The organism is Caballeronia sp. LZ032, from assembly GCF_031451315.1.
In the GTDB taxonomy this organism is placed as follows: Bacteria; Pseudomonadota; Gammaproteobacteria; order Burkholderiales; family Burkholderiaceae; genus Caballeronia.
The window spans coordinates 810,790-829,786 of the sequence record NZ_JARUXP010000002.1 but is presented as its reverse complement, the minus strand read 5'-3'; the positions used below and the strand labels follow the sequence as shown (position 1 = coordinate 829,786).

Below are 18,997 nucleotides of genomic sequence, written 5' to 3'. Positions count from 1 at the left end.
TATCCGGGAACTCAAGCCGAGACGGCTACCTTGAGGACCATGCCGACGGCAATGAGACCAGTGACGAACGCGAAGCCCTGTTGCAGCCTGTTAGCGCTCAACCGGCTGGCTACGAACCGTCCAGCCAGCATGCCGCTCAGCGCGCCTGCTGCGAAAGGCAGTGCCACTGGCCAGTTAATGTGCCTTGAAATCGCGGTTGCGATGACCCCGTACGCGGACACAAGCGCGATGACCGCGAGCGATGTTGCCATGATTGCAGGCACCGGCGCGTTGGTGCTCCCCTCAGCGCAGGGACGATGACAAAGCCTCCGCCCACCCCGAGCAGGCCACACACGAAGCCCGCGCCGATGCCCGCTAAGGCAAGTGCGCGCGTGCGGGCGGCCGTCCTGACGAAACGGCCTGCCGCTATTCAGCTGACATAGTTGCGTCGAATCGCTACGACCTTCGTGAGCCTTGCCGGCATGCGCCGTTTATCACCCAGTCGTTGCGGGGGTGCCTTCATAGACCGGACAATTGCATCCAAACCTGCAGCGATTCGGGCCGACGCCTGCAGGTATGCATCCAAGGCTTCCATGCGTCGGCCAATTCGATCGCTGACGGCAGACACTCACGCCTCACGAAGTAGAAGTCGTTGATGCACAGGCCGAGGCTGGCGACCTTCACATAGACGTTGGTCAATCGCGCAAGCGCCCATCGAGCGCGACCTCGTTCGAGCGCCTAACCGGCAGGCGAGTGCGCGGAGCGGGAGGCGCTATTCCGAGGAACGGTGACCGAAGTGACCTAAGTCAACTAGTCTGATGGATACTCCGGCAGTGGGAGAATGCGCCTCTGTTATCAGGAGCCCTCAATGACAGCTGCTAAGCCGAGAAGCGACGCTGGAGCTCTTGGGCATTGAAGGGCCGCTTTGGGTCGAGGCTGTGTGAAAACGCATTGATCGCCTAAACTGAATCAACGCGTTCGGGTCGGGGGATTCATGAAGCGATTCGTTGAAGGCGAAGACCGCAAGCAGGTAACGTTGTTGCCAGAATGTCTGGATGATTTCGTTGCCGAGGATAACCCGGTGAGGATCATCGAGGCCTTCGTCGAAGAGCTGGAACTGGAATCGATGGGTTTCGAAGGTGTCACACCGTCGACTACAGGTCGCCCCTCCTACCATCCGGCAGTGCTGCTGAAGATATACATCTACGGCTATCTCAACCGGATTCAATCGAGTCGCCGCCTGGAGCGTGAATGTCAGCGCAATGTCGAGCTGATGTGGCTCACAGGCCGACTGGTACCAGACTTCAAGACGATAGCTGACTTTCGACGGGACAACGGCACCGGCATCCGCAACGTCTGCCGCCGGTTTGTCGTTCTTTGCCGTGATCTGAAGCTCTTCTCGCAGGCACTGGTTGCTATTGATGGAAGCAAGTTCAAGGCATCGAACACTCGCGACCGTAACTTCACAACGGGCAAGATCGACAAGCGGCAGCAGCAGATTGAGGAGAGCATCCAGCGCTACCTGAGTGCATTGGAGACGGCTGACCGGACGCAGCCACCCGAGCTTGAAGCGAAGACCGCGCGGCTGCAGGAGAAGATCGGTCAATTGCGCGATCAGATGCATCGCCTCGAACAGATTAAAGAAGAACTCAAGACGCAAGCGGATGGCCAGCTCTCGCTGACTGACCCTGATGCGCGCTCCATGGCGACGAGCGGCAGGGGCTCGGGCATGGTGGGCTACAACGTGCAGATGGCCGTAGAGGCCAGGCACCACCTCATCGTTGCCCACGAGGTAACAAACTCCGGCCACGACCGGTCGCAGCTCAATCCGATGGCGCAAGCTGCTCGTGATTCCATGCGCAAGAGAAGATTGAAGGTCATCGCCGACCGGGGGTACTACAGCGGCCCACAGATAAAAGCTTGTGCAGATGCAGGCATTGCCGCCATTCTGCCGAAGAACCTGACATCAGGTGCCAAAGCCCATGGTCGCTTCGACCGAGCGGACTTCATCTACATTGCCCGGGATAACGAATACCTTTGTCCTGCTGGGCAGCGCGCGATACACCGCTTCACCCGTGAAGAGCATGGCATGCAACTGCATCGTTACTGGAGCAGTGCCTGTCCTCGTTGTGAAATCAAATCACAATGTACTCCGAGTGACTATCGACGAATCACGCGATGGGAACATGAGTCTGTACTGGAAGCTGCGCAGAAGAGACTGGACAGGATGCCGGATGCGATGATGGTGCGCAGGCGAACCGTTGAACATGTCTTCGGAACGTTCAAGCACTGGATGGGCTATACGCACTTCCTGACGCGCAGGTTATCCAATGTCAGTACTGAGATGAGCCTGCACGTGCTGGCGTATAACCTCAAGCGCGTGATGGCGATATTGGGATTCTCGCGAACCATGAGGGCCATGCGGCTGGTGGGTGCGTGAGGCACCTAGGCCTTCCAACATATGCCGTGAAACGGCTTGCGTTGAGGTAGCGCAGCCACCCAACAACTCTCAGTTGATCGATTGATTCCGAGAGCGCAACGCCGCTATATAGTCGTCGAATCAGATTTTTTGCACGTCAAATCTGCGTTCCGGGTTTCCACACAGCCTTATATGGACACCGCCCGGTTTGCCAAGTTGATCTTGTGTGATACGTAAACGAGGTATCGGCTGCGGTCTTATATGCGGCCTTTTGCAAGCCGAAGCTGCGGGCCCTGATGGAATTCGCCAGGAACGTCCTCATCTCGGCCACGTGCTTGAAACACAAGGCTGTGTTCAGGTTTGCGTTCCTGCGGTCCGACCTGTTTCGCCATCACATTGAAATCAACCCAAGCAACCTACCAGTTCTTCACTGCCTCAAAGTAATCGTCCCGCTATGCAGATCTGTTGCTGATATGACGTGCTTCGTACGAAGTCCCGTGAGCGAGGATCGCCCAGGCGATTCTCGCCATTTTGTTTGCCAGGGCCACCGTTGCCACATTTGCTGGACGTCGCTCCTGTATTGCCTTTTGCCACGCGGTTGGTACCTTGGTGTGACAGAGAACGGAGCGTGCCCCATGTATCAGCAACGTACGCAGGTAGGGGTCGCCACGTCTTGAGATCGAGCCCAGCCGTATCTTTCCTCCGGTACCGTGCTGACGAGGAACAAGCCCCAGAAACGCTGCGAACTCACGCCCCGACCTGAATGTCTTCGCATCTCCAATTGTTGCTACCAGGGCCGTTGCAGTCAGGCGGCCGATACCCGGCACTTCGGAGATCGCACGACATGCCGCTTCGTGTTTCTGCCAGGCGCCAATCCGCTTCTCGAGTTGATTGATGTCTTCCTCGAACACGTTGATGCGACGTAACTGTTCGAGAAGGTTAAGAACAATCGATCGTGGCAGTGCGTCTTCGAGTTCTGCCATGCGCTCCCTGATTTCGTCGAGTCCTGCTACGCGTCCTGCACGAAACGTAACGCCGAACTCATACAGCAGCCCACGCAGCTGATTTATCTGCATCGTTCGAAACTTGACGAGCAGCGAGCGCATACGATGGAGGCTTAGCATTACTTGCTGATCCTCTGTCTTGGCGGCAACTGTACGCATGCCGGGTTGCTGCACGGCAGTCCAGATTGCCCGGGCGTCCGCAGCGTCGGTCTTGTTCGTTTGCACGAAGGGCCGAATGAATTGGGCGTGTAATAGCACCACCTCGTGTCCGAGCGCGCGGATCTTACGCGCCCACCAGTGCGCGCTTCCGCATGCCTCGAGGGCGACGCGACCCGCGGGACGCTGCGCCAGAAATGCAATCAAATCGTCACGTCCGAACTTCCGGTTCGCGATCTCGCCAGTTTGGGCGTCGACCCAGTACATCTGGAACACCCGTTTTGCAATGTCGAGTCCATATGTCGTAGCATTCATCTGGGGCCTCCGTTCCTCAAGTGGTGTGTCGCAACTCCACTTTGGCACATTGATGCCGTTCGGTCCTGGGGGCCCTCAATCGTGGCCACTTCCCCGGAGGGAGGGCGGTGTCCATTCCATCTCGGTCGATCAGCGCCGTTGCGAATGCGATCGTTGGCCGAACCGTTGCCTATACGTTCGGACGCAAGTATGCGTCCAACATGCCTTGATGCATCTCAAAGATTTGTTCCCGTTGCGGATGTTGCGAGTAGTCGCGTCCAGTGAACGCGCTGATGGTGAAGCGGTTGGAGGCAGTGTAGTAGCCCATTCCGACCAGCGTCACGTAGAAGTCGAGTGCATCAACGTTGGCACGAAATTGACCGGCGGTCGCCCCGCGCTTGAGCACCTTGTCGATGACATCAATCACGGGCGAGATAGTCGCGCGCAGCTTGTCTGAAGCCTGCAGGTACCGACCTTTATGCAGGTTCTCGCAGTTGATCAGGCTGAGCCACTCAGGGCTATTCCAAAGGTGCGTCCATATCGATTTTGCGAGTGTCGCTATTGCGTCGGGCGGCTCCAGTCCCGAAAGATCAAGGCCGCTTTCCTTCTCGGCGAAGTCCGCATACATCGATTCCAGCACGGCGACATAAAGCAGCTCCTTGCTACCGAAGTAGTAGTAGAGCATGCGCTCGTTGGTTTCCGCCGCCTTCGCAATTGCGTCTATCCGTGCGCCAGCGAGTCCTAGCGTCCCGAACTGCTCGGTCGCCGCTTCAAGAATCCGCCGCCGCGTACCCTCGGGGTCTCTTTTGACCGTTTTCGTGCCTGTCTCCGAGATCTGTGACATGTCGCTCCCCCTCAATCAGCCCGGCGCGTTCGACTATGTAGGTACATCCATTATGGTCGATCCGCGCCTTTTTTCCCGCCGCAATGGCGCCTTGACTTTGCCCGCCGGTATTTAGCCTCAATGAGGTGCCGTGACCACCTGTCGCGGCCCTGACCGGAGTTCGCATGACATACAAGGGCGTATTCAAAGATGCCGTCTTTCCTGGCCTCGACCGCGATGCGCGCGTTGCCCGATATCGACTGGTGCTGAGCGAGTCACGCGGGCGCATTACCGTAGTGATCCATCTTCGCCTTGAGGCGCCTCCTTGCCGCTATCAGCTTGGCAGTGAGCGGGAGTTCGACGTCGTCATTAATAGGATCGTGAACACGGAGCTTCGTGGCATACGTGTGGATTCGTTGCGTCTGGTAGTCGAGTCCGACCATTCGTCCATCGATTACCCGCTCGACTTCAATGCGGCCGACCTTCCAGCTCCGCGATCACTTAGCCAACCGTGGGTGGACGCCGCTGACTTGCGGTCGCGCGATATCGTGGCTGGCGGCGTCGCGCTTTTTGTAGACGTCGATGGCGGTCGCCCCGCCGAAGCGTGGCTTATGGACGTCCTGCGAGACTAATTAGAGGCGCAAGACTGTTGAGCAGACCTCTTAAGAATGGCCGGTTCCATCCGCTAACTAGATTCATTCCAATACGCTCAACCGCCATGTCGTACGAACCACCTGTGCTGTCGGAATTTATCGCCGCCGGTGACGAAATCAACCTCGCGCTGCTGGAGATCGATTCCAAGGAATTTGCGACCGACGGCGACCGCAAAACTGCGCGTCGAGCGGTGCTGGCCGACGCAGTGACGAAGTACCATTTGCCGGGCGTTCGCGAAGCCGTTTTGAGCCACGAGATCAGTGGGTTGGTCGCGAATCGCCCGATGATGAGTAGGCTGTTTGACTATCACGAGCTCAAGGCGATGTGCCTGCTGAGAGCGACACCGTCACTGGTCGACCAGTTCGTCGCAGTGAAGCGAAAGAACCCAGTGTTCGGTCTAGGTGAGATCATGGCGCTAGCCGTTGAAGCGCCTGAACGACACCAATGGGGACAGCTCTGGGAAGAATGATGCAACGATATGCGGTCGGCGAATGGGACTCCCTGTGGAGCAGCGACCCATACATGATGCACCGGTTCGTGCTCGATCTGGAGTCGCGTACCGTGATCGCCGGCGAAGACCGCATTCGCCGTCGCTGGTGGTCGATGCGTCTTGAGGACGTCGCCTATATGCAGCAAGTCCTCAACGAGACATTCGATTCGATATGGGTCGAGCCAGAGGAGTTTGGCTTTGTCCGTCATGCCGAAATTCCATCATGGGCGACCAAAGCTTGGCCGTGGCCACCGTTGCCCGAGGTCGAAGAGGTCGAAAAGACGTTGGACGATCCTGACGGTCCGCTCGAGCGCGATGACTTGGGCCGTCTTGTCTTTCCACCACGCTTCGTAGCGGACGGACGGAAGTAGCCGCCGCGACCACGGCGCTGCCCGTCAGTCCGACTTGGGGCACACTCCTTCTTTTCGTTGGAAGGGCGATCGGTGGCCAAGGCATATAAACCGACGGCAGAACAGGAAGCCGTTGTCGAAGCCGCGAAAGGCGGCGGCGACCTGAAGGTCAAAGCGTACGCCGGCGCGGGGAAGACTTCGACGCTTCGGCTTGTCGCTCAGCAGCTCACTGGCCAGCGCGGTAGCTACCTTGCGTTCAACAAGGAAATCGCGGACTCGGCACGCCGCGGCTTTCCGGCTCACGTCTCGGCACGCACCGTCCATTCACTGGCCTACGCTGGCGCCCCCGCGTGGCTGACCGCGCGTATCAATCTGCCGTCCGAGCCACCGCACGAACTCGCTGCTCGATACGGTTTCGGTCCGATCGAAGTGCCGACCATCACCGGAAAGAACGCGGAAGTCGCGCCGTTCGAGATCGGCCGCATGATCGCGGACGGTCTCGGCCGCTTCTGCCGGTCCGCCGACGACACGCCCCAGCCTTTTCACGTCCCGGTCGACGAAAAGATCCGCGATGACGCCGCCGACTGGCTGCGCGAGCAGCTCGCGCCGAGCATCGCGCGGCTCTGGGCCGAAAGCGTCAATCCGCGCGGGCTCAAGGCGATCCAGCCGGACGTATATCTCAAGGTATGGGCGCAATCGAATCCGCGTATCAACGCAGACTTCATCCTGTTCGACGAGGCGCAGGATAGCGACGGCATCATGCTGTCTGTCCTTGCACGGCAGCGGCACGCGCAGACGATCTACGTTGGCGATCCCTATCAGCAGATCTACGAGTGGCGCGGTGCCGTCAACGCGATGGCGCAGATCGATGCGCCCGAGCGGCCGCTGACAGAGTCGTTTCGCTTTGGGCCCACCTTCGCTGGACTTGCGAGCTGTGTGCTTGCGCTTCTCGGCGAGGCCGCGCCGATCCGAGGCCAGGCCGGCATCGGGTCGATCATGGTCGAAGACCCCTCAGTGCAACCGCCGGTGGACGCGGTGCTTTGCCGCAAGAACGCGACCGCAATCTGGCAGTTCGCCGCGGGCATCGAAATGGGCCATCGACCGGCGCTTCGCATGAACCCGAGCGAGATCATCGCGTTCGCCGACGGTGCCGATCAGTTGCTCAACGGAAGGCGTGCTTTCCGGCCGACCGCCCTGTCGCTCTTCGAGAACTGGAGAGAAGCGCAGGCCTTCGCGCGCAGTGCGGTCGGGCGCGACTTGCTGCCGGTTGTCGAGATCGTCGACGATCGGGGCACCGACTACTTGCGCGCGCTCGCTCAGCGTCAGACGCCCGAGGGGCAAGCCGACTATGTCATCTCGACCATTCATCGCGCGAAGGGGCTTGAATGGAAGCGCGTGCGGATCGTCAATGACTTCCGCTTCAAGATGGTCGACGGTCGGCTGACGCTGGATGAGGACGAGATGCGGCTGCTGTATGTGGCGCTCACGCGTGCTCAGCACGTGATCGACATCTCAGATGTGCGCGATGAGTTGCTGCGGCTCTTTAACGTGCCCAAGGCGGCACGCGGATAAGCGATCAGGCCGCCTGTGCTTGCAACGCGGCGTCGCGCTCGAGCGCTGCTTTCGCGGCCGCCTTCGTCTTGCCGGCTCGCGACGGCGGCTGACAAATACCGCAGACCATCGAGTGCGACGGCTCATGAGCGTGCGCGACAAACTTGCCGCGGCAACGCGTGCAGCCCACCAGACGAAGGATCCCTGCGTCCTTGAAACGGATAAAGGTCCAGGCGCGCGTCAGGTCCATCTGCAACGCCTCGCCGTTCATCTCGAAGTGCTCCGCATACAGCGAATAGGCGCGCGTCAGCAGGTCGACGCGGTCCAGCCCTTCGCTGTTCGCTTCCAAGAACGCGTAGACGTTAGCAAACATCGAGGTATGGATGTTCGGTGCCCACGTCAGGTACCAGTCCTCGGAAAAAGGCAGCATGCCCTTGGGCGGCGAGACGCCCTTCACTTCGCGGTATAGACGGATCAGTCGCTCGCGCGAGAGCGTCGGGATTTCAGACTCCAGGACCTGCATGCGTGCGCCAAGCTTGATCAGCGTGATCGCGCGCATGACTTGAGCAGCTTCGTCAGCGAGGCTTTTCGAGGCGGGCGTCGCGGTCATGGTCAGGCTGCCAGCAGAGCGTCGTCGGTTACTGCCGAGACCGGTGCTTCGCTGCTGCGGCCAGCGAGGCCGGCGAGCATCGCATCCGTGCTCATGCGGAAGAAGCACAGCACTTGCGACGATGATGCGAGCTTCTGCGCTTGCTCCGGCGAAAGCTTGAGAAGCAGGTCTGCCATTTCCACCGTGAGACCCAGATGCGACTGTGCCGCTTCCCGGTCCGATGCCAGAACGCGTCGCGCGAGCATCAGGTACGACAGGTTCAATTCGCGAATGGCACTGAGATCGGAGGTGGCGTTCATAGCAGCAGACCGGTAAGTATTGTTGACTCGCTTATCGCGCCGTCCGTCCGTAGGCGCAAAAGAATTGTCTGATCTACAAGCGACCTTTGCAACAATTTGTTACCTCGGGTTAACGTTTGCTATGGAGTAAATAGCTCGCTGTAAGCCTTACCGGTGAAATATTCCTCCCCGCCGAGTGGCGCGTGTTTCGAATATTGTTCCGCAAATTGCGTCGCGGCGAGTAATTAATTGCGGCCGCCGCTGGCTACATCCGCGTTCGGCCGCTTGCCGATTCGGTAATCTTTTCCTTTCTTTCGATTTTACCGACGTTTATTTACGACAAACTTACCCGCACGACTTCCCGCTCGTCCCCGCGCTAACGCGCAACTATCATCCAGCGATCGTGTAGACTACTGTACAAACATACAGTACTGGGTTCGACATGGGAGCGTTAGCCCTCGAAGACATTCATCCATCACTCTGGCGCGGCGCGCAGCTCTCATCCGCTCGCCTGAACGTCGTGCCATGTGGTTCCGAGAACCTCGCAGCCGAACTGCCAGGCGGCGGTTGGCCCAAGGGTGCCCTGACCGACCTGCTGGTGCAGCAACCCGGCGTCGGCGAGATGCGATTGCTGCTGCCCGCGTTGAAAACAGTCGCCCAGCGGCGCATTGCTCTGCTGCAACCGCCTCACCGGTTCCAGCCTGAAGCGGCGGCGTACTGGGGTCTGCCCGAAACGTCTGTCAACGTCGTGCGAGCCACGAAGACGGCCGATGCGCTGTGGGCCGGTGAGCAAATCCTTCGCGCCGGGACGTTTGGCGCTCTGCTCTTCTGGCAAACGCATGTGCGACCGGAGGCGCTCCGGCGCTTGCACCTCGCCGCACAAACGAGCGAGTCGCTGTTTTTCATGATCCGGCCGCTCGCTGCCGCAAGCGATACCTCGCCCGCCCCGCTTCGGATCGCCGTGCGTCCGGCGCGCGACAGCGTCTCATTGCAGTTCGTGAAGCGGCGCGGTCCCGCGCGCGATGAGCCGCTTGTCGTTGAACTGTCCCATTCGCCCATCCTATTGAATCGCCATGCAAGTGTGGATCGGCGTGTATCTGCCGCACCTCAGCCGAGAAGTCTTCCAGCCGAACTGGTCGTCCACGAGTGAGACCGGCTCCGGGTTGGTCGTGCTCGACCACGAACGTGTCACTGCACTGGATCAGGCGGCGCATGAGGCGGGGGTTCGCATGGGCATGCGCAAAGGCGGCGTACTCACGCTCGCGCCCGACGCGCGCATTCACGACAAGGACGAACTCAAAGAGCAGCAGGCTGTCGCGGATGTGGCCACGGCCCTCATGCAGTTCAGCCCGCAGGTCGCGATCGCCGAAGAGCAGACGGTGCTGGTCGATGTATCCGCGAGCCTCCGGCTATTCCATGGCGTGCGTGCGCTGCGACGTGCAGTTCGCGCCTCGCTCGCCGCCTTCGGCTTCACAGTCCGGATGAGTGTCGCGCCCACCGGCCAAAGCGCGTGGCTGCTTGCGCGCTATCGAGGCGGTCACCGTCTTTCGATTTGCTCCCTGATGCGGCAGTTGCCGCGATTGCCTGCGCTGCTGGTGCTGGAAGCCCGGCGCTACGCTGACTGGTTCGACGGCCTTGGATGCACGAGTGTCGCCGACTTGCGGCGCCTGCCGCGCGCCGGACTCAAGAAGCGCTGCGGTACCGCACTGCTGGACTCGCTTGATCGCGCAGTCGGCGAAGCGCCGGAACTCTACGAATGGGTTCATACGCCGCCGACGTTCAATGCACGGATCGAACTGCCCGACCGCGTTGAGCATGCGGAAGCCGTGCTCTTCGTGGCGCGCCGTCTCATCGTCCAGTTGACCGGTTGGCTCGCGAGCAAGCAACTCGCGCTCACCCGCTTCTCGATCGAACTCGAACATGAACGCGGGCGTGCGGCGTTGCCGCCAACGACGATTGAGGTCGCGCTCGCGGAACCGACATGGCACGAGGAACACCTCACGCGCTTGCTGAAGGAACGGCTTGGGCGCGTCGAACTGGCGGCCGCAGTGATCGCCGTACGCCTCGAAGTGAACGACGTTGAAGCGGCCGAGCCGCCATCCGATTCGCTATTCCCCGAGCCGGGCGGCAGCGCTGCTGACCATAACCGGCTGATGGAGTTGCTGGTCGCCCGCCTTGGTCATGAGAACGTGCTGCGCGCCGCGCCCGTAGCCGATCATCGCCCCGAGATCGTATCGAACTGGGTCCCGGTCACAAGCGACGTCAAAGGCTGTGCCCTGCCCGGCGATCAGCCGCGCCCCTCGTGGCTGCTCGAGACGCCCGTCCAATTGATGACGCGCCAGCACCGTCCGTTCTACGGCAGCCCGTTGCGCACCGTATCGCCGGGCGAGCGCGTCGAAGCGGGATGGTGGGGCGGCGAGCTCGTCACGCGCGACTACTTTGTCGCGGAAGCCGACGACCACACCTGCTACTGGATCTACCGCGAACGCGTCGGCAGTCGCGCCGAAGAAGATCCTCGGTGGTTCCTGCACGGTCTGTTCGGGTGAGGCGATGGACGTCTACGCCTCCATGCTGCCCGGCTATGCCGAGTTGCAGTGCTTCTCCAACTTCACGTTCCTGCGTGGGGCCTCGCATTCGGAAGAACTGATTCTGCGCGCCGAGCAGCTCGGCTATCTCGCGATCGCCATCACCGACGAGTGCTCGCTGGCCGGTATCGTCCGCGCCCATGTCGCCGCGAAGGAAGCGAATATCCGGCTCATCGTCGGCGCGCATTTCCAGTTGACCAACCCGGACGGGATGCCCGCCCTCGCCTTCACGGCGCTGGCCATGAACCGCAACGGCTATGGAAACCTGTCGGAACTGATCACGCTTGCACGCACGCGCACGTCGAAGGGCACATACCTGCTGACGCCGAACGATCTCGCGCAGCCTGAAGCGCCGTATGAACACCTGAAGGGACTGCCGGACTGCCTCGTCGTCCTGTCGCCGGAATATCCGGCGAAAGAGGAGCGACTAGATGCGCAGATGGAATGGCTCGCGCGCACGTTCGAGGGCCGCTGCTGGGCGGCGTTGACACTCCACGCCCGCGCGATGGACGACATTCACCGCGGCATCGTCGAATACGTCGCCGACCAGCACGGCGTCCCGGTAGTCGCCACCGGCGGCGTCACCATGCACGTCCGCTCGCGCAAGCCGCTGCAAGACACGCTCACGGCTGTGCGTCTGAACCGGTCGATTGCCGAGTGCGGGTTCGAACTCGCTCAGAACGCAGAGCAGCACTTGCGCGCCCGCCTACGGCTCGCGAATCTCTATCCGGAGCGGGCGCTCGCCGAAACTCTGACGATCGCCAGTCGCTGCACGTTTTCGTTGGATGAACTGCGGTACGAGTATCCCGATGAACTGATCCCAGAAGGCACAACCCCGACCGCCTACCTACGACAGGAAACCTACATCGGCGCGCATCGCCGCTTTCCCCAAGGCATCCCGCACAAAGTGCAGACGCAGATCGAGCACGAACTCGCGCTGATCGCCGAGCTTCGCTACGAGCCGTACTTTCTGACGGTGTACGACCTTGTGCGCTTCGCGCGCAACGAAGGAATTCTGTGTCAGGGGCGCGGCTCGGCGGCGAACTCCGCGGTCTGCTACTGCCTGGGCGTAACTGAGGTTGATCCCGCGCGCAGCTCCATGCTGTTCGAACGCTTTATCTCGAAGGAGCGCGGCGAGCCGCCCGACATCGACGTGGATTTCGAGCACCAGCGGCGCGAAGAGGTCATCCAGTACATCTATCGCAAGTACACGCGCACCCGCGCGGCGCTGGCGGCCGCCGTCACGACCTACCGTCCGAAGTCTGCATTGCGGGATTCGGGAAAAACACTGGGCGTCGATCCGATCATCGTCGACAAGGTAGCCAAGTCGCACCACTGGTTTGATTCCAGCGCTGACCTGCTCAATCGTTTCGTTGAATCGGGCCTCGACACATCGACGCCGATCATCCAGCAGTGGGCGAGCCTCGCGTCGCAATTGCTGAACTTCCCTCGCCATCTGTCGCAGCACACTGGCGGTTTCGTGATTGCGCGCGGCAAGCTCTCACGGCTCGTGCCCATTGAAAACGCCGCCATGGTCGATCGCAGCGTGATCCAGTGGGATAAGGACGACCTTGAAGCGCTCGGTCTTCTGAAAATCGATGTGCTTGCGCTCGGCATGCTGTCCGCGATCCGACGCACGCTGGACCTGATCGCTAAGCAGCGCGGCGAGCCGTTTGAATTGCAGGACATTCCGGCAGAAGACGCAAAGACGTACGAGATGATCTGCCGCGCCGATACCGTCGGCGTGTTCCAGATCGAGTCGCGTGCACAGATGAGCATGTTGCCGCGCCTGCAGCCCCGGCAGTTCTACGACCTCGTGATTGAGGTGGCGATCGTGCGACCGGGTCCCGTGCAAGGCGGCATGGTCCATCCGTATCTGCGCCGGCGGCAAGGACTGGAACCGGTGTCCTTCCCCTCACCTGAGATGGAAACGGCGCTCGCTCGCACGCTCGGCGTCCCGATCTTTCAAGAGCAGGTGATGCAGGTCGCCATGCTCGCAGCGGGTTTCAGCGCCGGCGAGGCCGACCAGCTTCGCCGCGCAATGGCCGCATGGAAGCGCAAAGGCGGCCTGCAGCACTACTACGATCGCATCGTGAACGGCATGCTTGAGCGCGGCTACGACCGTGAGTTTGCTGAATCGATCTTCGCGCAGATTCAGGGCTTCGGCGAGTATGGCTTTCCGGAGAGCCACGCGGCGAGCTTCGCCCTGCTCGTCTATGCGAGCTGCTGGCTCAAGTGCCATGAACCGGCTGCATTCCTCTGCGCGATGCTTAACAGCCAGCCGATGGGCTTCTACTCGCCTTCGCAGCTCGTACAAGACGCGCAGCGCCATAAGGTCCGCGTGCTGCCGATCGACGTCACGATCAGCAACTGGGATTCGTTCCTCGCAGGCGACGGCTCAATGGCGCCGGTGCGGCTTGGTATGTCGGTGATTCGCGGGATGCGAGACGAGTCAGCAGCCCGCATCGAGGCCGCGCGTGCTGTGCGCCCCTTTGAGTCGGTCAACGACCTTGCTAACCGTGCGCGGCTTGATCGCCGCGACCTGCAATTGCTTGCGGACGCGAACGCCCTATCGGCACTTTCTGGCAATCGGCGCGAAGCCCTCTGGCAGGCGGTGGCAGCCGTGCCCGACAAGGACTTGTTGCGCGCTACGACGCGCGAGGAAGAACTGCCGGTGCTCGCTGCGCCGAACGAGGCGCAGGAGATCGTCAGCGACTATCGCTCGACGGGCCTGACACTGAATCGCCACCCGCTTGCGTTGCTGCGTGAAAGGCTCAACGAGAAGAAGATCTTTGCGGCGTCGAAGCTCGCGACCTATCCCAACGGGCGGCTTGCCAAAGCATGCGGGATCGTCACCGTGCGCCAGCGGCCCGGCACAGCGAAAGGCGTCCTCTTTATTACCTTGGAAGATGAGACGGGCCAGATTAACGTAATCGTCTGGCCGTCGTTGGTCGAAAAGTTCAGAAAGGAAGCGCTGGGAGCATCGCTGCTCGGGGTCTATGGCGTCTGGCAAAAGGAACGCGAGGTAAAGCACCTTGTCGCGAATCGATTGGTTGACATGACGCCGCTACTTGGAAACCTGGCCACGGCGAGCCGCAACTTCCACTGAAACAGTAGCGGCCGCCCACGTGCCGACAACGCCGTTATGCGGTTTGCTTAACTGGTAGTAAGCCCAGCATGGCATTAAACCGGCGTGAGAGAATGCAGCGCGCGCCAAAATGCGCGGCTCTTAAGAGGCGGCAGAGTGGTTTGGTGATGCGGTCGACCACCCTATAACCTGAACATCTACGGGGAACAAAACGATGCTCGTTGGTCTGTTTTTGCGTCACTACAAAGTTTACAAGAACATCAACTTCATTCCAATAACGACGGGTGCCGGCCTCGCTGCCTTCCTAGGGCAAAACGGAGTAGGAAAGAGTTCAATCCTTGATGCGCTGGACAAGTTCTTCAACGGCGGCGATTGGAGCATCAATGCGCAAGCCAAAAGCGAAGGCGGAATATCCACTGAGGACAAGTTACCGTACATCGTTCCGGTCTTCTTGATCGAGAAGGGGCTGCTCAGTGGCTCGGAAGAAGCCACCGCGACAATCATAAGCGATCACCTCTGGAGTACCGCCCTCAAAACCACTGACGCTTTAACTTCTTTCTATGCCTTGCGCGGGGCGCTTGCAGAGAAGGGTTATAGTCGAGAAACGCACCTGCTTGTCGCCATTGGGCGGCAACACAATCGGTGGACGGCATATCTGGGATCATTCCACACCGACAGTGAGCTGAGTAAAGCGATGAAGGCCGCTGAAAAATCGCAACTTGAGCTGAACACCCTGCTGGATAAAATTAGCGAACGATACGCGTATTTCTACATTCCTGTAGAAGCCGACCCAACCGTATTCTCTAAACTTGAGTCGACGCACGTTCAAAAGCTTCTCGACGAGGACATACAGGGCACTATCCGAGAGGCAATTGGCCATAAAACCATCAACACGATCAATTCAAGCCTTCAAAACTTCGTAAATCAGATTAGCGACAGTCTCAGCGAGTACCGATACAAAGGAACGTTCAAGGACAAACTCACCATGAACGACCTGGTAGAAAAAGTATTCGAGGCATATTTTTCAATTAAGGTGCTCCATAAGGTATCGAGCTCATCTTCAATTCCCATCCGAGAGATGAGCGCTGGCGAAAAAAGGCGGGCGCTAATCGACCTGTCTTATTCGCTTCTGCGGAGAAACGCCGATAGGAAACACAATATCGTTCTGGCAATAGACGAGCCCGATGCGTCGCTACACAATTCGGCGTGTCATGAATTGTTTTCAAAGCTTTCCGAGATCCCCGATCTTACAAGTCCGGCTTCGCAGGTGTTGCTGACAACGCACTGGTACGGTTTCCTCCCGGTCGTGCAAAAAGGCGTAGCCCACTCTATCACTGAGGGGACCGAGAAGAATGAGTTTTTCACCTTTGATTTGTATAATTTTCGCGAACAAATAAAGCAGGCCGTTAAAAGTTCCAACGGAGAACTACCAAGAGATATAGAACTGAAAAGCTACAACGACATGCTCCAGGCGATCGTATCTTCGACTGTTCGGCCGCAACCCTACAACTGGATTCTGTGCGAAGGATTGTCTGACAAGATCTACCTCGACTTTTACCTAAAAGATCTTGTGGAAAGCCACAATCTTCGAATAATTCCCCTTGGCGGATTCAAGGAGGTGCGGAGAGCTTTCACTTACCTGAAGACTCCTCTCGACGACCCAGAATACAAAGTTAAAGGCCGAGTACTTTGTTTGGTCGACACTGATGCTCAACTCGAGCACGTCCCATCTAAACCGGAAAGCAAGTCAATCGATTTCTTACGCTTGATTTACGACACGGAAAGATGCGACGTAAAGCTAGTTAAGATCGATGACCAATTAGTTTCTCCGTCTACCGAAATTGAGCACGCTCTCGAGGGCGATCGCTTTGTAAAGACGGTTGACGAAATCGGCGCTGGTTCCGGTGGCGCTTCGTTGAAGGAAATTGTGTCCGCCACGACAATCGTTGCTGCTGCAAGCTGCGCCTACGCGTACTTAGACCTAGCTCCGTCCGCGAATAAAAGGATGATGGCAGAATATTTTGACGTAGCGGACAACAAAGTGAAATTCGCACAGGCTTACGTCAGAACCGGAGAGGGTTCTTCGTCGCCCCCTGAGTGGGTGAGGGAGCTACGAGATCATTTCCTGCCTCCCATCAAGAAGAAAAAGCGATAAGCGCACTGCTCGTAGCCGCGCGCCGCTCCCGGCCTGAGTGGAAATGCGTTTGACGCCGGGCGCTCTGAAGTCTTAGACACGTTAGTCGTCAAACGAGTCCCAGACGAGCTCACAATGCGGCCCGGTCGTTGACGTCGTTCCCGTTCGGGTACGAAGTGCGCATTTACGGCCCGCATTGGCGCGTCCGTTCCCGCACGGATACGAGGACCGTCGTGCATAGGATAGTTTAGTATAATGTTCCCGATCGGGAACGGGAGGGCACATGCCTGAGCATCAAGATCAAATCACTGACGTTGTTGCGCTAGGCGCGCTGGTGCGCGCGGTACGGATCGCGCAAGGGTTCCGGCGAGACGAACTGGCCACAGCGACTGGCTTGTCACCAAAATTCATCACTCAGGTAGAGTTAGGAAAACCTACGGCGCAGATCGGGAAAGTGCTTCAACTGCTTACTGAACTGGGAATGTATCTCTACGTGGAGGCGCCGGGCACGACCTTTACACAGGAAAGTCTCAAAGCGGCGTTGAAACGGCGCCGCTCACGGCGAAAACCTTCTCCCGAGGCAGCGTAAATCGTGGCATCTCGCACTCTGATTGCATATGCCAACGGCCAGCGTATCGGTGCACTGAACGACGAAAACGGCATTTGGAGCTTCCGTTACGACTCTGATTGGATTACGGCAAAAGATGCCTTTCCTCTGTCTCCGGCGTTCCCGCTAAGCAGTGTCCGCGTCACCGATGGCTCGTCAGAGCGCCCCGTACAGTGGTTCTTTGATAACCTGCTTCCCGAAGAAGCCATGCGCGAGGCGCTCGCGAAAGAAGCGTCGATCGACGCCAGCGACGCATGGGGGTTGCTCGCCTATTACGGCCGTGAAACCGCGGGCGCGCTTTCCCTGATGGCTGAGGGCGAAACGGAGCCCAAGGGCGACCGGGTCCGGCTACCGCTGAACGAACTCGAAAAACGTATCCAAGCAATGCCGACGCATGCGCTGACTGCTACTTCGCCGAAGCGCATGTCAGCTGCGGGGGGTCAACAAAAGCTCCTCGTTGTCCTGACGGGGGAGCACCCCGAACACGAGTTATTTGAGCCCGTAGGCGCGGAACCGTCTATGCATCTGCTCAAGCCCGACATGCGTACCACCGGTTATCCACATTCGGCTATCAACGAGTTCTTTTGCGCGCGGCTGGCGCGTCAGTTGGGCTTAAACGTCCCCAACACGCACTTTTTGCGCGTGCCTTCGGCCTGTTACATCATTGAGCGATTTGACCGTGACTCAACGAGTACGCCAGCGTCGCGAATTCATACGCTAGATGCGACACAGTTGCTCAACAAAGACAAGGCGTTCAAGTACAACAACGCCAACGCCAAAGCGCTTGCCGATTGCGTGGCTCTCCTCAATACAAAGGCGCTAGCCCGGCTCACCCTTTTCCGGTGGACAGTGTTCAACATTCTCATCGGCAATGCTGATGCGCATTTAAAGAACGTTTCTTTCTTCTCCCGGTCAACGGGCTACGCTCTTGCGCCTTTCTATGACCTTGTGAGCACGGTCGTATACAACACCCCCACATACAATGAACATGGCGAGCGTTGGCCTCACGTGGAGCTCTCGATGCCCATTGGCGACGCGAGGCGGTTTGATGAAATGTCGCGCCCGAATCTGCTGGCGTTCGCTGAAGAGCTCGGAATCCGTGCGTCGGGCGCAGAGAAAGACCTCGAAAAAACGCTGACCGAACTCCCGGGCGCTATTGAGCGGACGCGCAAAGAGGTGAGCGCGATTGCTGAACCGAATGCTGGCGAAATTAGGCTGCTGCATTGCATCGAATACATCCCGCTGAGCGAGATGGCCCAAGCCCTTAGTTGACCCGAGCCGAGGCACCTCCTCGCGAATCGAGTCGTCGACATGACGGCACTCTTGGGCAACTTGGCCACGTCGAGCAGAAGTTTCCCCTGAAAGGAATGGCGCATGGACGGACGATCGTGGACCGCTATCGACCGACCCATAGCCGTCTTTCGATCCAATGTGGACGCTACGGCAGTTTCCCGGCTGGAACAGCCATTGGATTAGCCACAGCGGCGGATATTTCCCCGGCCCATGACGCGGCGCTCATTCATTCGGGTACTGCCGAACCGATCGCATTGCCATTCGAGCCGTCCGCGTTGAGTGCACACGCCGTGACTGTGGCACCGGCAGTCAAGTCGCTCGTAACCGATCCCCTGACCTGTTGATTAGGCGTTCCCGTAGCAGGCTGCTGCGTGTACGGGTCCGTGGCGTTCTGAGCCGTCGTGCTGCCCGTGCCAGTCCGGCCTGTACCAGTCGAGCCTGTGCCGGTTGAACCCGTGCCCGTGCTTGTGGCGCTGCCCCGAGCTCGTGCCGCTATTTGCGCTGCTGCCGCCACCGCCGCCGCCGCAACGCAGCAAGACCCGACGAAGCGCAGCAAGCGAGAAGATACGTCGTTCTAAGCGATGTCGTATGCGTCGCGCCAGGGCCGTTGAGAATTCTTTGGACAAGCGTCGGAGAATGCGGCAGGCTAAGCCTGCCGCAGGCAGAAGGGATCAACCCAATG

Annotated in this window: 16 protein-coding genes; 11 read left to right on the top strand and 5 right to left on the bottom strand. The window is 59.3% G+C overall.

Features of this window, described 5'->3' with window-relative positions; all coding sequences use genetic code 11:
• Positions 1-11: 11 nt before the first annotated feature.
• The gene (locus QCE69_RS19310) at positions 12-251 is read right to left on the bottom strand and encodes a TSUP family transporter (protein WP_409021211.1); all 240 of its coding nucleotides are present in this window, start codon (positions 249-251) and stop codon (positions 12-14) included.
• A gap of 722 nt (positions 252-973) precedes the next feature.
• On the opposite strand from QCE69_RS19310, the gene QCE69_RS19305 reads away from it, so the two are divergent.
• Complete coding sequence (locus QCE69_RS19305; RefSeq protein WP_309932337.1) at positions 974-2,419, top strand: IS1182 family transposase; 1,446 nt, start codon at positions 974-976, stop codon at positions 2,417-2,419.
• Between the two features lie 431 nt (positions 2,420-2,850).
• Here the strand turns inward: QCE69_RS19305 and QCE69_RS19300 are convergent, their stop codons facing one another.
• Both QCE69_RS19300 and QCE69_RS19295 read right to left on the bottom strand, forming a co-directional pair.
• Positions 2,851-3,873, bottom strand: a complete 1,023-nt coding sequence (locus tag QCE69_RS19300; protein WP_309932335.1) for an IS110 family transposase — start codon at positions 3,871-3,873, stop codon at positions 2,851-2,853.
• A gap of 169 nt (positions 3,874-4,042) precedes the next feature.
• Entirely contained in the window at positions 4,043-4,696 is a 654-nt protein-coding gene (locus tag QCE69_RS19295; RefSeq protein ID WP_309932332.1) for a TetR/AcrR family transcriptional regulator, read from the bottom strand.
• 164 nt (positions 4,697-4,860) lie between these two features.
• On the opposite strand from QCE69_RS19295, the gene QCE69_RS19290 reads away from it, so the two are divergent.
• The 4 genes from QCE69_RS19290 to QCE69_RS19275 all read left to right on the top strand — a co-directional run bounded on the left by QCE69_RS19290 (position 4,861) and on the right by QCE69_RS19275 (position 7,741).
• On the top strand, positions 4,861-5,307 hold the full coding sequence (locus tag QCE69_RS19290; RefSeq protein ID WP_309932331.1) for a hypothetical protein: 447 nt from the start codon (positions 4,861-4,863) through the stop codon (positions 5,305-5,307).
• Positions 5,308-5,393: 86 nt separating this feature from the next.
• The gene (locus tag QCE69_RS19285; RefSeq protein ID WP_309932329.1) at positions 5,394-5,798 is read left to right on the top strand and encodes a hypothetical protein; all 405 of its coding nucleotides are present in this window, start codon (positions 5,394-5,396) and stop codon (positions 5,796-5,798) included.
• 53 nt (positions 5,799-5,851) lie between these two features.
• Positions 5,852-6,190, top strand: a complete 339-nt coding sequence (locus QCE69_RS19280; RefSeq protein WP_309932327.1) for a hypothetical protein — start codon at positions 5,852-5,854, stop codon at positions 6,188-6,190.
• A 72-nt stretch (positions 6,191-6,262) separates the two neighbouring features.
• Complete coding sequence (locus tag QCE69_RS19275) at positions 6,263-7,741, top strand: 3'-5' exonuclease (RefSeq protein ID WP_309932821.1); 1,479 nt, start codon at positions 6,263-6,265, stop codon at positions 7,739-7,741.
• Positions 7,742-7,745: 4 nt separating this feature from the next.
• On the opposite strand, the gene flhC is transcribed toward QCE69_RS19275, so the two are convergent.
• Complete coding sequence (gene flhC / locus QCE69_RS19270; RefSeq protein WP_309932325.1) at positions 7,746-8,330, bottom strand: flagellar transcriptional regulator FlhC; 585 nt, start codon at positions 8,328-8,330, stop codon at positions 7,746-7,748.
• Between the two features lie 2 nt (positions 8,331-8,332).
• On the bottom strand, positions 8,333-8,629 hold the full coding sequence (locus tag QCE69_RS19265; RefSeq protein WP_309932323.1) for a flagellar transcriptional regulator FlhD: 297 nt from the start codon (positions 8,627-8,629) through the stop codon (positions 8,333-8,335).
• 421 nt (positions 8,630-9,050) lie between these two features.
• On the opposite strand from QCE69_RS19265, the gene imuA reads away from it, so the two are divergent.
• From imuA to QCE69_RS19235, 6 genes are all read left to right on the top strand, one after another.
• The gene (imuA, locus tag QCE69_RS19260; protein WP_309932320.1) at positions 9,051-9,758 is read left to right on the top strand and encodes a translesion DNA synthesis-associated protein ImuA; all 708 of its coding nucleotides are present in this window, start codon (positions 9,051-9,053) and stop codon (positions 9,756-9,758) included.
• Positions 9,682-11,154: a DNA polymerase Y family protein gene (locus QCE69_RS19255; protein WP_309932318.1), complete on the top strand. Its 1,473-nt coding sequence runs from the start codon at positions 9,682-9,684 to the stop codon at positions 11,152-11,154. Before imuA ends, QCE69_RS19255 begins: the two co-directional genes overlap by 77 nt.
• 4 nt (positions 11,155-11,158) lie before the next feature.
• Positions 11,159-14,302: an error-prone DNA polymerase gene (locus tag QCE69_RS19250; RefSeq protein WP_309932315.1), complete on the top strand. Its 3,144-nt coding sequence runs from the start codon at positions 11,159-11,161 to the stop codon at positions 14,300-14,302.
• 193 nt (positions 14,303-14,495) lie between these two features.
• Positions 14,496-16,436: an AAA family ATPase gene (locus QCE69_RS19245; protein WP_309932313.1), complete on the top strand. Its 1,941-nt coding sequence runs from the start codon at positions 14,496-14,498 to the stop codon at positions 16,434-16,436.
• Positions 16,437-16,698: 262 nt separating this feature from the next.
• Positions 16,699-17,004 (top strand): helix-turn-helix domain-containing protein, encoded by a 306-nt coding sequence (locus QCE69_RS19240; protein WP_309932311.1) that lies wholly within the window; start codon positions 16,699-16,701, stop codon positions 17,002-17,004.
• Between the two features lie 3 nt (positions 17,005-17,007).
• Positions 17,008-18,294 carry a HipA domain-containing protein gene (locus tag QCE69_RS19235; RefSeq protein ID WP_309932309.1) on the top strand — a complete coding sequence of 429 codons (1,287 nt, stop codon included), beginning with the start codon at positions 17,008-17,010 and terminating at the stop codon, positions 18,292-18,294.
• The last annotated feature ends 703 nt before the right edge of the window (positions 18,295-18,997 follow it).